This window comes from Bacteroidota bacterium, from assembly GCA_038746285.1.
GTDB lineage: Bacteria > Bacteroidota > Rhodothermia > Rhodothermales > JANQRZ01 > JANQRZ01.
Genome location: JBCDKT010000014.1, coordinates 36,124 through 48,659 on the forward strand (window position 1 = coordinate 36,124; position 12,536 = coordinate 48,659).

The 12,536-nt window shown below is 71.0% G+C and carries 14 protein-coding genes; 2 read left to right on the forward strand and 12 right to left on the reverse strand.

All coding sequences use genetic code 11. From position 1 onward, the window contains the following. Position 1 precedes the first annotated feature (1 nt). From fliJ to AAGI91_06565, 9 genes are all read right to left on the reverse strand, one after another. Positions 2-460, reverse strand: a complete 459-nt coding sequence (fliJ, locus tag AAGI91_06525) for a flagellar export protein FliJ (protein MEM1042271.1) — start codon at positions 458-460, stop codon at positions 2-4. A 71-nt stretch (positions 461-531) separates the two neighbouring features. Further along, positions 532-1,857 (reverse strand): FliI/YscN family ATPase, encoded by a 1,326-nt coding sequence (locus tag AAGI91_06530; GenBank protein ID MEM1042272.1) that lies wholly within the window; start codon positions 1,855-1,857, stop codon positions 532-534. After that, positions 1,854-2,648 (reverse strand): hypothetical protein, encoded by a 795-nt coding sequence (locus AAGI91_06535; GenBank protein ID MEM1042273.1) that lies wholly within the window; start codon positions 2,646-2,648, stop codon positions 1,854-1,856. Before AAGI91_06535 ends, AAGI91_06530 begins: the two co-directional genes overlap by 4 nt. Positions 2,649-2,654: 6 nt before the next feature. Continuing rightward, a complete protein-coding gene (gene fliG / locus AAGI91_06540; protein MEM1042274.1) occupies positions 2,655-3,710 on the reverse strand; it encodes a flagellar motor switch protein FliG in 1,056 nt (351 codons plus the stop codon). 12 nt (positions 3,711-3,722) lie between these two features. Next, on the reverse strand, positions 3,723-5,357 hold the full coding sequence (gene fliF, locus AAGI91_06545; GenBank protein ID MEM1042275.1) for a flagellar basal-body MS-ring/collar protein FliF: 1,635 nt from the start codon (positions 5,355-5,357) through the stop codon (positions 3,723-3,725). A 77-nt stretch (positions 5,358-5,434) separates the two neighbouring features. Beyond that, positions 5,435-5,746 carry a flagellar hook-basal body complex protein FliE gene (gene fliE / locus AAGI91_06550; GenBank protein ID MEM1042276.1) on the reverse strand — a complete coding sequence of 104 codons (312 nt, stop codon included), beginning with the start codon at positions 5,744-5,746 and terminating at the stop codon, positions 5,435-5,437. A 117-nt stretch (positions 5,747-5,863) separates the two neighbouring features. Continuing rightward, the gene (locus AAGI91_06555; GenBank protein MEM1042277.1) at positions 5,864-6,154 is read right to left on the reverse strand and encodes a hypothetical protein; all 291 of its coding nucleotides are present in this window, start codon (positions 6,152-6,154) and stop codon (positions 5,864-5,866) included. A 4-nt stretch (positions 6,155-6,158) separates the two neighbouring features. Further along, a complete protein-coding gene (gene flgC, locus AAGI91_06560; protein ID MEM1042278.1) occupies positions 6,159-6,659 on the reverse strand; it encodes a flagellar basal body rod protein FlgC in 501 nt (166 codons plus the stop codon). A gap of 29 nt (positions 6,660-6,688) precedes the next feature. Beyond that, a complete protein-coding gene (locus tag AAGI91_06565) occupies positions 6,689-7,027 on the reverse strand; it encodes a flagellar biosynthesis protein FlgB (GenBank protein ID MEM1042279.1) in 339 nt (112 codons plus the stop codon). Positions 7,028-7,316: 289 nt separating this feature from the next. Between AAGI91_06565 and AAGI91_06570 the strand changes: the two genes are divergently transcribed. Next, the gene (locus tag AAGI91_06570) at positions 7,317-8,054 is read left to right on the forward strand and encodes a HAMP domain-containing sensor histidine kinase (protein MEM1042280.1); all 738 of its coding nucleotides are present in this window, start codon (positions 7,317-7,319) and stop codon (positions 8,052-8,054) included. Positions 8,055-8,245: 191 nt separating this feature from the next. After that, positions 8,246-9,682, forward strand: a complete 1,437-nt coding sequence (locus AAGI91_06575; GenBank protein ID MEM1042281.1) for a sigma-54 dependent transcriptional regulator — start codon at positions 8,246-8,248, stop codon at positions 9,680-9,682. A gap of 18 nt (positions 9,683-9,700) precedes the next feature. On the opposite strand, the gene AAGI91_06580 is transcribed toward AAGI91_06575, so the two are convergent. The 3 genes from AAGI91_06580 to fliD form a co-directional block, all read right to left on the reverse strand. Then, the gene (locus AAGI91_06580) at positions 9,701-10,084 is read right to left on the reverse strand and encodes a hypothetical protein (protein MEM1042282.1); all 384 of its coding nucleotides are present in this window, start codon (positions 10,082-10,084) and stop codon (positions 9,701-9,703) included. 115 nt (positions 10,085-10,199) lie between these two features. Further along, positions 10,200-10,529, reverse strand: a complete 330-nt coding sequence (locus tag AAGI91_06585) for a flagellar protein FliT (protein MEM1042283.1) — start codon at positions 10,527-10,529, stop codon at positions 10,200-10,202. Positions 10,530-10,686: 157 nt separating this feature from the next. Beyond that, positions 10,687-12,519, reverse strand: a complete 1,833-nt coding sequence (fliD, locus tag AAGI91_06590; protein ID MEM1042284.1) for a flagellar filament capping protein FliD — start codon at positions 12,517-12,519, stop codon at positions 10,687-10,689. Between the last annotated feature and the right edge of the window lie 17 nt (positions 12,520-12,536).

Genomic DNA, 12,536 nt, shown 5'->3' on the forward strand with positions numbered 1-12,536 from the left:
GTCAGGAGTGCGGGACGGGACGGATGCGCCGGCGGTGCCTGGTCGAGGCCTGCTCGTCGAGAAAGTCGGCTTCGGCTTTGGCCTGGGCGCGCCGGTGGGCGCTCGCTTCCTGATCGCGGAGCACCCTGAGCGCCTCTTCCGGTTGGCGACGCGCGGTGAGCGCGCACCGCGCCTCGGTCTCCTGCTCCCGGACCACGTCGAGGCGTCGGGCAGCTTCGGCCTCAGCGCTGCGGAGGTCGCCGAGGAAGCCGGCGCGGCGGCGGAGCACGGTCGGGTCGATGGGGCCGTCCGGCATAGCGGCGTGGGCCTCGGCGCGCTTCCGGCGGGTGGCAGCGAGGTGCTCCTCGCGCTCCCGGCGCTCCTGCACGGCGCGGCCCAGGGCGTGCTCCGCCTCCTCAACCTCGCGGCGGCGGAGGTCGAGAACGCTTTGCAGCGAGAAACGGAAGGTCTTTCCGGCCATAGCTGTGCAGAGGGTGGTTCGAGGGGAGCGGGCGGCAGTCCTGGTACTGTGGCAAGCCCTGCGCCAAAGGGCTAGGCGGGCACGTCGCTGAGCACCCGGCGGAGCGTGGCGGCAGGGTCCGGGTCTGAGGGCTCGTCCGTGCGCTGGCGGAGGAAGGCGGTGAGCGCGCCGTGCGCGTCGAGGGCGCGGTCGGCCTGCGGGTCCTGGCCGCGCTCGTAGGCGCCGACCCGGACGAGGTCTTCGATCTCGCGGTGGGCGGTGAGCAGGCTGCGGGCCTCGGCCGCTGCCGCGCGGGCCTCAGGCGAGGTCACGCGCTCCATCACCCGGCTCACGCTCTGGAGCACGTCGATGGCGGGGAAGTGGCCCGCGTGCGCCAGCTTGCGCGCGAGCACGACGTGTCCGTCGAGGATGCCGCGCGCGGCGTCGCCCACGGGCTCGTCCATGTCGTCGCCGTCGACGAGCACGGTGAAGAGGCCCGTGATGGTCCCGACCGCCCCCGGCCCGGCCCGCTCCAGCAGGCGGGGGAGGAGCGCGAACACGCTCGGGGTGTAGCCCCGCGTCGTCGGCGGCTCGCCGACGGCGAGGCCGATCTCGCGCTGCGCCATCGCCACGCGCGTGACCGAGTCCATCATCAGGAGGACGTCCCGGCCCTCGTCCCGGAAGTGCTCGGCGATGGCGAGGGCGGCCGTGGCCGCCTTGACCCGGGTCATCGCGGCCTGGTCGCCCGTCGCCGCAATCACGACGGAGCGCTGCAAGCCCTCCTCGCCGAGCGTGTCGTGGACGAACTCGCGCACCTCGCGGCTACGCTCGCCGATGAGGGCGATGACGTTGACGTCGGCCTCGGTCTGCCGCGCCATCATGCCGAGGAGCGTGCTCTTGCCGACGCCCGACCCGGCGAAGATGCCGATGCGCTGGCCCCTGCCAAGCGCAGTGAACGCATCGACCGCGCGGACGCCCGTCAGCAGCGGCGTGTCGACGAGCTGCCGCTCCATCGCGGGCGGGGGCGGGGCCTGCACGGGGCGCTCGTCCGCCAGCACGAGCGGGCCAGCCCCGTCGATGGGGCGTCCGTTCGCGTCGATCACCCGGCCCAGCAGGCCAGAGCCGACGCGGACCGAGAGGGGGAGGTGCGAGCGCTGGACAAGGCTGCCGGCTCGCAGGCCGTGGGTCTCCTCGAGCGGCATCAGCACCGCCGCCCCGGCTCGGACACCGACCACCTCAGCCTTGATGCGCCGCCCGCTCGGCCGGGTGCCCTCGTAGACGTAGCACAGCTCGCCGACAGCGGCGCTCAGCCCGGTGGCCTCGACGAGGAGCCCGACGATCGAGCGCACCTTGCCGTAGGCGACCGGGCCGCGAGGCAGGGCGCGGGCCTGCTGGAGCGCGTGCGCGAGGGCGGTCATGGGGCGCTGTCGGGCGGCGGGTCCGGCGCGAGGCCGAGACGGCGGCGCAGGTCGGAGAGTACCTCGGCACGGACGTGGCGCACGGCCTCGCCATCGGCGTCGAGGGTCCAGTCGCCCTCGGCGAGGCCCGCGTCCGGCACCCAGCGCAGGCCGGGGTGCGCGGCCGTGAGCGCCTCGGCCATCCCGGTCTCCTGCAGGCGGAGCTGGTCTACGGGGTGAAGCGCGACGACGAGCGGCGGCCGGTCGGCAAGCCGCTCTACCGCCGCCGTCACAGCGGCGGTCATGGCACCGTGCGACGCCTCGTCGGGCGGACGGCCCAGCACCGCCTCTGCCACCTCCACGGCGAGGCCGACGAGCAGCGGGTCGGCGCGCTCCAGGTGTGCCTGCCACAGACCGTGGAGGCTGGCCGCGTCACGGGCGAAGGCCTCGCGCTCGGCCTCGCGCTCGGCGCGGCACGCGTCGCGGGCGGCGGCGAAGCCGGCGGCATAGGCCTCCTCGCGGACGGCCGCGGCGTGGGCGTCGCGCTCGGCTTCGGCCTGCTGCGTCCACTCGGCCTCCCAGGCCTCGCGTAGGGCGGCGAGGTCCGGTGCCTCCGGCGCGGACTCGGGAGACGCAGGAGGCGCAGACAGGTCCGGCCCGTGCAGCAGGCACGGGCGCACGGTGAGGCCGCCCGCCCGCCGCGTGCCCGCGCCGCGGATGACGCCGCTGACGAACGGGGCCTGGTCGGGCGACGCCTCGCCGACCGGTACCGGTCGGGCGGCGTTTCTCGGCGCGGGAGCACGGGGAACCATGAGCGGCTAGAGCATCTCCTCCTGGCTGTCGGGGTCGAGCGAGATCTCCTCAGACTCCTCCAGCTCCTGCGCGCGCTCCAAGATGACCTGCTGCGCCTCCTCGACGTCCGCGATGCGGACAGGCCCGAGCAGGTCGAGCTCTTCCTTGATGGTCTCCGCCACGCGCTCGCTGACGTTCTCGAGGACCCGGTCGGTAAAGGCGTCCGACGCCCCTTTGAGGGCGAGCACGAGGCTCTGCTGTTCCACCTCGACCAGCAGCCGCTGGAGATCGCGCCCGCTGATGTGGATGAGGTCGTCGAAGACGAACATGAGGTTTTTGACGGCCGTGGCGAGGTCGGGGTCGCGCTCGCGGAGCCCGTTCATGATCTCGCGTTCGGCGGCGCGGGGTGCGCCGTTGAGGATCTGTGCCACCTGGTTGACGCCGCCCGTCGCGCGCTCGCTCGCCGCGAAGACCGACCCGATCTGCTGGCGGATGACCTCCTCGATGTCGCGCAGCAGCTCGGGCGAGGTCTGGCCCATGGTCGCGAGGCGGTAGACGACCTCGCCCCGCTGAGGCTCGGCGAGCTCGGCGAGGATTTCGCTGGACTTGCGCGGGTTGAGGTGCGCTAGGATGAGCGCAGCCGTCTGGGGGTGCTCGCGCTCGACGAACCGCGTGAGCCGCCCGATCTCGACGGTCTGGAGGAGGTGGAAGGCCGAGACCTCGACGGCCGCTTCCACGCGCATCATCACGTCCTCGGCCCGGTTGGCCCCGAGCGTGCTCTCGAGCACTTCGCGGGCGTAGCTGATCCCCCCCTGCGCGACGTGCTCCCGGGCGAGCGCCATGTCGTGGTAGTCGAAGAGCAGTTCGTCGACGATCTCGCTGGGCACGTTTCGGAGGCGGGCGATCTCCACGGATACCCGCTCGAGGTATTCGGCGGGGAGGAGCGCGAGGACTTTGGAGGCCGTCTCGACGCCGAGGAGGATGAGGAAGGAGGCCGCGCGCTGCGACCCCGTGAGAGCAGCACTCGGCGACGGCTCGGGAGCGGCCGTGGCGGGAGCCTGGAAGGTGGCGGTTTCGGACATCGTCAGGCGGGGTCAGGAGGCGGCGTGTTCTTCCCGGAAGAGGTCCTCCGCGATCCACGTCTTGAGCAGCTCGGCGGCCTCCTCGGGCTGGCCGAGGATGCTCTGCTTGACTTCCTCGTAGATCTCGCTGCGCGCGCTGAGCCGGGCTTTTGCCTCGTCCGACAGCTTGCTCGTGTAGAGGTCGTCTGCCGAGAGCGGCGCGTCGGCACCCTCGGTGCCGGTCGCGAGGAGGGCCTGGTCGGCCTCGGCCCGCTCCGCGAGCTCGCCCGCGGTGCGGCGGCCGGTGAGCGAAGCCGGGTCCTCGCCCGCGATCAGGGCGAGCGGGTCGCTGCCGGCACCGGCTACGCTGCTGACGGTGGAGCGGATGAGAAACGCCGCAAGCCCGAGCGCGAGCGCCATCAGGCCGTAGCGTAGGTAGGACTGGAGCCGCTCGCTGCGCCCGGCCGCGTCCATCTCCTCGGCCAGCCGGTCGTCGGCCGACGTGTCGAAGCGGGCCTGGTGAATCGCGAAGCGGTCGCCGCGCGCCGCGTCGAAGCCGACAGCGTTCTTGACGAGGTTCTCGATCTCCCGGACCTGCTGCGGGGCGTACGGCTCCGGCTCGGGGAGGGGCGCGTCTTCGTCGGCCACGGCTTGGACGGGCAGCTTGTAGTCGAGGACGACGGAGACGGTGAGCACCTCGACGGCTCCAGCGGTGCGCTCGGTGCGCTCGCGCTTGCGGCTGAGCTCGTAGTTGCGGACGGTCGCGTTGGAGGCGTCGGCGGCGGCCTGCTCCTCGAGCCGCTCCTCGCTGATGACGGTGGCGCTCTCCGGGTCGATGGCGTCGCTCTCCTCGACGGTCCGGCTGAAGTCGAGCTTGGCGGCGACGCGGACGACGGCCCGGCCCGGCCCGAGCATCCGGTCCAGCATCGACTGCCCGCTCTGGGCGAGGTGCTCCTCTACGGCGTGCTGGGTGCGGAGCTGGTTCGAGGTGAGCGTGACGTCAGGGTTGCCCGCGTCAGGGTTGGAGAGGAGCGTGCCGCGCGTGTCGAGCACGGTGACGTCGGCCACGCTCATCCCCTCGACGGCCCCGGCGACGAGCGACGCGACGCCCTCGATCTGTCCCGGGGCCAGGCCGCCGCCGCCGCCGAGCTGGAGGACCACGCTCGCGCTCGGCCGCGTCTGGCGGTCGCGGAACGGGCTGCGCTCGGGGAGGACGAGGTGGACGCGCGCCTGCGCCACCTGGCGGATGTTCGAGACCGTCCGGGAGAGCTCGCCCTCGAGCGCGCGCTTGTAGTTGAGCTTCTGCATGAAGTCCGTCATCCCGATCGTGCCGCTGTTGAAGAGCTCGTAGCCCACCGGGCCCTCGGAGACGACGCCCTCGCCCGCGAACCGGAGGCGAAGGTCGTAGACCTGCTGGCGCGGGACGTAGATCGCGCCGCCGCCCTCTTCGAGCTTGTAAGGGACGCCCTCGGCGCGCAGCGTCTCCACGACCCGGCTCGCGTCGGTCGCTTCGAGGCGGCCGAAGAGGAGGGTGTAGTCGGGCTGCCCCGCCCAGTAGGCGATCCCGCCGAGGACCGCGAGGCCGCCGACGAGCACCGCCCCGAGGAGGAACCGCTGCCCCGGCGCGAGGCGCAGCACGAACTGCCGAACGTTCTGGAAGAAAGACATTCGAGTGGCGAGTTGCGAGCGACGAACGACGAGGGGGTGCAGGTGCTCGGCGCTCGTCGCTCGTCATTCGTCGTTGGTTAGACTTGCATGCGCATCAGCTCCTGGTAGGTCTCCAGCATCCGGTTGCGGACCTCGGTCATGAGCTGGAAGTGCGTCTTGGCCTCGTTCATCGAGATCATCACCTCGTGGACGTTCTCCTGCTCGCCCGCGATGAACGCCTCGACGTTCTCGTCGGCCACTTTTTGCGCCGTGTCCACCTCGCCGATGGCCGCCGCGAGCGTGTCGCTGAAGCGCGTGTCCTCGGCCTCGCCCCCGAAGGGCACGCGCGGGAAGGCGTCGTTCCCGGCGGGCGCGACCTGGCGCAGGCGCTGGAGTTCGGAGACGGTCATCGGGGGAACGGGCGGGTGGGAGGAGTGGGGGAGGAGCGCGGCTTCGGGGGCTGTGGTGCGGCCCCTGCGCCCGCGTCCGCTCGGCCGTCAGGCGCGGCGTCGCTGAGCACTGCGGCGTCAGGCGCTGAGGTCGAGGCGGCCGCCGAGGGCGCCGGGGCTGACGGTCTGCGCCTCGCGGCCGGGGCCGTAGAGGCGGAGCGTCATCTCCGGCCTCGGCGGGAAGTACCGGTCGATCATCTGCTGCTCGGCGATGGAGAGGCCACCGGTCCGGGCCGGCGTGCCGGCGGCGGGCGGAGCCTCGGTCGCCGCCTTCGCCTCACCGGGCGGTGCGGGCGGGGCCGCCTGCGCGGGCGGCGTCTGGACGCGAGTGTACGCGGCGGCGGCAGTCTGCTGAGAGGGGATCTTCATAGCGTCAAATCTCTAGCGTGCGTTTGAGCATTTCCTTCACGGCCTCGACGGTCGTGAGGTTGGCCTCGTAGATGCGGTTGGCCGAGATCATGTGCGCCATCTCCTCGGCCACGTTGACGTCGGGGTAGGTGACGTAGCCGTCGAGGTCGGCGTGCGGGTGGTCCGGGTCGTACTCGAAGCGCTCGTCGTTGACCTCCTCGATCTCGGTGGCGGGCCCGGCGTCGGCGTCGCGGAAGCGGCCGAGGAGGCGGCCGTTGGGGAAGTGGCGGGCGTCGGTGCGCTGGAGGTCCGTCTTGGCCTCGGTCAGCAGGCGGCCGAAGCGGCGGGGCTCGTCGGCCACGGTGACGGCGCGCTTGATGGCGTAGGCGTTGCCGTCCTCGGCCCGCGACGAGGTGGCGTTGGCGATGTTGTCCGTGGCTGCGCCCAGGGCGCGGCGCTGAGCTTCGAGCCCGCGCGCGGCGGTGCGGAAGATGGAGAGCGACGGCGTGTTGCGGATGATCGGCATGGCGCAGTGGGGGGAGCCGGTGCGGTGGATTAGCCGGTACGGCCGGTGATGCCGGTGCGGAGCAGGTCGAAGTGCTCGCGGAGGGCGCGCGTTGTGAGCTGGGTCCGCATCTGCGTGTCGGCGAGGCTCATCATCTCGTCTTCGAGCAGCGCGGGTGCGTCCTCGCGGGCGTAGCGGGCCTGGACGTCCTCGGGGGTGCGGTGGCCGGGCGTGCTGCGGCGGCGGGCCTGGAGCTCGGCCTCGAAGCGGACCGTCTCGCGCTGGTAGTCGGGCGTGTCCAGGTTGGCGATGTTGCCGGCCAGCGCCTGGGTCCGCATCGCGTAGGCCTGCATGGCGTGGCGGAGAACGGAGAGCTTGGGCGTGTCCATAGCGCGGTAGGGCTGCGTGGTGTTCTGCCCTGGGACAAGCCCTGTGCCGCCGCGCCGCGTGCCGCCGCGCCGAGGCACGCGCCGCCGCGCCGAGGCACATGCGGCTGCAGCAGAAAGGGCCTGGTTTGTGCCTGAATGGGCTCCTGCAGCCCCGTCCCCCACGCTGGGCAGCCTAGACCAGGCCCTGCGGCGGGACGCTGAAGTCCCGGGAACAGGCTCCCGCCCGCCTTCGGAAAAACTTGCCGTCGCCGACAACAGACACCGCCCATCGCCAACCGCCTCGCACACTATGTCTCATTTCCCTGCGCCCTCCGGCGCTGCGCCCGCGGAACACGACCTGATCGCCGACCTCGCCCAGGTGCTGGCCCACCGCATGCGGGGACCACTCACGAGCATCCAGTGCTACACCGAGCTGCTGGCCGACAGCGTCGGCCCTTACGAGGAGCGCGACATGGTGCTCCGCATCTTCGAGAGCGTGTCCTCGCTCGAGAAGACGCTCGCCGACCTGAACCGCTACAGCGTCACCGCCAGCCCGATGCCGCGCGTGCTCGACGCCGGCCAGCTGATGGCGGACGTGCTCACCGGCCTGGGCGAGACGCAGGCCGAGGTGGCGGTGGAGGTGGAGCCGGGCACGCGCGTCCAGGGCGACCCGCTGCTGATCCAGCAAGCCCTCCTCATCCTGCTCGAAAACGCCCTCGACGCCGCCGCGGACGTGCCCGCCTGCGCGCCGGGCGTCCGGTGCTCCGTGCGGCGGACCCCGGCCGAGGCGGCGGACCCGGCCATGACGCGCTTCGAGGTGTGGAACGCCGGAGGCGTGGGCGGACTCCGAGAGGCCCAAATGTTCTCGCCGTTCTTCACCACCAAGTCGAGCAACCTCGGTATCGGTCTGCCGATCGCGCGGCGCATCGCCGAGGCACACCGGGGCCGCCTGGAGCTCGCGGGGCAAGAGGCCGCTATCGGAGAAAACGGTGTCACCTTTACCCTTCTGCTACCGTCCGCTGGTAATTACACCAACATCGCGCAATAGGCGCGGGACTAGATGAACATATAAAACATAGGTTTATGTTCAGGGGACGGATTTAGGTATGGCGTTTGATAACGATTGGTCGAATTAAAAAGGTCGTTCGTCGATAGATTTATACCGTCTGTCGAATAACAGAGACATGTGAACGATCCCTTTTGGCTCACACCGCCACCCCTTATACGTCCGTGCCCCCCATGCCACCTTCTGCCAAGCAGGACCGCCAGCCCCACATCCTCGTCGTCGACGACGAACACCTGCTCCACGGCGTGCTAGAGCGCCTGCTGACGCGCCACGGGATGCGCGTCACGAGCTGCCACGGCGCGACCGACGCGCTGGGCGTGCTGGGACGCGAGGCCGTGGACCTGGTCATCACCGACTTCCAGATGCCGGGCATGAACGGGTTCGAACTGCTGGCGCATGTGCGCGAGGGCTACCCGAGCGTCGGGGTCATCATGATCACGGGCCACGCCAACATCCAGCACGCCGTGCAGGCCATGGCAAACGGGGCGGTGGACTACCTCCCGAAGCCGTTCTCGACGTCGGCACTGCTGGAGCGCGTGCAGGAACAGCTAGCGCGCCTGGGCACGACCGACGCCGCGCCGCGCGCGACCTCGCCCTCCGCGCGTTCGGGCCGCGCCGCCGCCGCGCAGACCACCTTCGTCGGCGAGCACCCGAGCATCGAATCGCTCCGCGCCCTCGTCGGCCGTGTGGCGCAGAGCCTCGCCCCGATCTTTGTCCACGGCGAGAGCGGGACGGGCAAGGAGGTCGTCTCCCGCCTCGTCCACGAGCAGAGCGACCGCGCCGCCGGCCCGTTCATCGCGATTAACTGCGCCAACTTGCCGCGCGAGCTCGTCGAGAGCCACCTCTTTGGGCACCGGAAAGGCGCCTTCACCGGGGCCGTGGACGACGTCGTCGGGGCGTTCGAGCAGGCCGAGGGCGGGACACTGCTGCTGGACGAGGTGACCGAGGTCGAGCCCTCGGTGCAGGCCAAGCTGCTCCGCGTGCTCCAGGAGCAGGAGTACCGCCGCGTCGGCGACCCGAAGCCGCGCCGGACCAACGTCCGCATCATCGCCACGAGCAACCGCGACCTGCAGGCGGCTGTAGCCGAGGGCATTTTCCGCGAGGACCTCTATCACCGGCTCGCGGTGTTCCCCGTGACGCTCCCCCCGCTGCGCGCCCGTCGCTCGGACGTCCCGCTCCTAGCTGCACAGTTCGCGAAGAAGTACAGCCTCCTCTACGGCCTGCCGATGAAGACGCTCGCGCCGGACCTACTGCAGCGGTTCCAGGCCCACCCCTGGCCCGGCAATGTCCGCGAGCTGGAGAACATGATCCACCGCGGCGTCGTGATGGCGGCCGAGTCGGACACGATCGCGGCCGACGACGTGATGAACGCGTTCTTCTCGGGAGCCCCCGCGGCGTCGGCCCCGGCCGGGGTCTCGTTCACCACCACCGACGGCGAGACGCTGACGATCGAGGAGATGGAGCGCCACATGATCCTCGAAGCCCTGGCGGCCTCAGGCAACAACCAGCGCGAGGCCGCCGAGAAGCTCGGCATCTGCGCGCGGACGATCCGCAACAAGCTCAAGAAGTACCGCCAGGAAGGGCACGCCGAGATGAGCCTCTCGCTCTAGCGGAGGTGTCCTGGTGCTCTAGGGCTTCGGACCCTGAGCGTCGAGCGGCTGCTCGGTCAGGTCGGCGTAGAGGCGCTCGGCTACCTGCTTGACCGATTCCGGTGCCTCGTAGACGCCCTGCTCTAGGCGGGACAAGATCATCTCCATGCGTTCGGGGTCGAGGCTCGGCCAGTCGCGGAGAAGCTGGCTTGCCTGCTCGGACACCGGGTCTTGCGCGCCGTCCGCGCGCGCGCGGGCTGCGTCGGAGAGCTCGATCCGGTCTGCGTCGGCAGGGGCTGCGTCGGCAGGGGCCGGGGTGGATAGCTCGGCGGGAGAGGCTTGGGGAGCGCGCGCAGGGTTAGCAGCCTCCGCAGCCTTCGGATCCAGGCCCATCGGGCCGGAGCGCGTAGGTTGGATGTTCATGGTAGAAGCTGTGCAGGACGGTGGGTGGTCAGGGTGGTGCTGGCCTGGTTATCGGCAGCGCCAGGAGAGCACTAAGGCCCCTGAGCAGCACGACCCCTGAATAGTACGAAGCAGGCTATCCGTGGACTGCGCGAAGTACGCTCGGACGGGACGGGGGGGCGTGGTAAGACGCGTGTGCCCGCCGGTGCTGCCTAGAGGTAGCGAACGCGCTGCGCAGCGTGCCCTCCTGCGTGTTCAGCAGCCCGGTAAGCGCGCGGTGCTGTGCCGTAAGTGCCCTCCGGTCCTCCTCCGTGTGCATCGCCGGCGTCGTTTCGGCCAGGAGGCGGTCCATGAGCACGCCGCGCGCCGCCGCGAGTTCGGCGGTGCGCCCGAAGTCTTCGGTCTGGATCGCCGCGAGCAGGCGCTCGCCGGCTGCGAGAGTGGCGTCGATCAGGGGAGAGGGCATGAGGCTGTTTGGCGTGGTGGGCGAGCGCGTCGGCGTGGAGGGCAAAGAGGAAGGAAGGGGCGGGCTCCCGTGAGAAGAGGCTGACCAGCCTTCCGGCGTCTGCTCCCCCCTCCGCCTCGCGCCCTGGTTCTCCCAGCGTGTTGCTGCAGACCTGGGATCAGGTGTAGAACGAGACCAGGGAGTTCTGCTGGCCCTCCAGAAGCGCGAGGGTTTCCTGGAGCGAGGCGTACTGAGCGCGCAGCTGATCCTCGCGCAGCGAGAGCCGCTCGTCCCACCGGTCGATCTGCGTGTCGAGGCGCCGGATGCGGGAGTCTATGGTGTCGGTCCGGTTGTCGAGAATGCCGTCCGTGCCGAGGAACGTGTCGAGGCGGGCCTGGAGCCGGGTGGCGAGCCCGTCCTCCGCTGCGAAGAACGACTGTACGCCGTCGGGGTCTGCCTGAGCGGCCGCGACGAGTTTGTCCTCGTCGGCGAGCCGGAGCGCGCCGTCGTCGTCGAACTCGATCCCGAGGTCGGCCAGCAGGGTGGGTGTCCCGGCAGGCTGGCTCCCGACGGCGAGGAGGCTGTCGTTCCGCATCCCGAACCGGAGCCCGGCGATCGCCGCGTCTCCGGCGAAGTCGCCGCGCGTGCCCGCCTCGGGGTCCACGGTGGAGCGCTGCTTGATGAAGGAGAGGACGTCGTTGTACGCTTTGATGAAGCTCTTGACCTCGCCAGCGACGCTTTCGCCGTCGGCCCCGACTGTGAAGGTGGTCAGGTCCCCGGCGCTGCCGAGCGAGAGGGTGAGGCCTTCGACCGCGTCGGTGATCTCGTTGGTGCCGCGGTAGAGGGTCAGGCCGTCGAGTTGGAAGCGGCTGTTGAGCAGGCTGTCGGTCTCGCCCGTGCCGATGGCGGTGACCTGGCCGCCGGTGCCTTCGGTCTGCGTGGTCGTCGCCTCATCGGTCCCCGTGACGGGCGAGGCCATGACCTCGAGGCCGAAGTCTTCGGCGAGGCTCCCGCCCGTGACCTGGAGCGAGGCGGCCGACCCGGTGGCGGCCGTCGTGAACTGCAACGCGCCGCCCGCGACCTCGACCTCCACGTCGGCCCCGAGCTCGTTGCTCAGCGTGGCCGCGATGTCCTCGGCGGTGTAGGTGCCCGCGCCGAACGAGACGGTGGTCGCCGCGCCGTTGACTTCGATCTCCAGGTCGCCCCCGAACAGGCCCACCGAGACCGGCGCGTCGAGGGCGTCGCCGGTAAGCGAGGCGGCCGTCGCGGGGGTCGTCGTGGTGACGGGGTCGCCGACGAGGCCGTCGGCGTTGACCTGGAGGAAGCCGAGCAGGCCGTCGCTGGAGTCGGTGAACGAGAGGCGGCTGGCGAAGCCGGTCTCGCCGCTGCGCAGCGAGAGGCGGGCCGTCCCCGAGGTCTCGTTCACGATCGAAGCCGCGGCCCCGTCGCCGCGCTGGATGGTGCCCGCGTCGGCGGCGGCGTCCATCGCCTCGTCAATGGCGGCGCTGATCTCGCCGAGGACCTCGGCGTCGGTGTCGCCGGTGGGGTTCACGGTGACCTCGACCCCGACGCGCGCGTCGGGGTCGTCCTCGGTCGGGCTGGCGACCTCGACGGTGAAGGTCTGCGCGCCGTTGGCGTCGAAAAACGAGCGGAGCGTGCCGCCGTCCTGGGCAAACTGCTTCGAGAGGCGGCTGTCGGCCGTGGCGAGGCGCTCCACCTGGAGCGTGCGCGGGCCAGGCGCTGCACTGTCGGAGGCCAGAACGCTGAAGCCTGCGCCTTCGGGGACCGTGGCGGTGAGCGCGCCGAACGGGTTGGCGAGCAGGTCCGTCATGCGGCCCAGCGAGGCGTCGAGGGCCGAGAGCGTGCTGTCGAAATCGCTCAGGACAGCTTTGAAGATCGTCTGCTCGCTCTTCTTCTGCTGAAGGGCGAACTGCGGCTGGCGCTCGATCTGGATGATCTGCGCGATGAGCAGTTCGTAGGGATCGCCGCCGTTGAGAGAGGAAATGGTCATCGTTCCAGTCGGCTGGT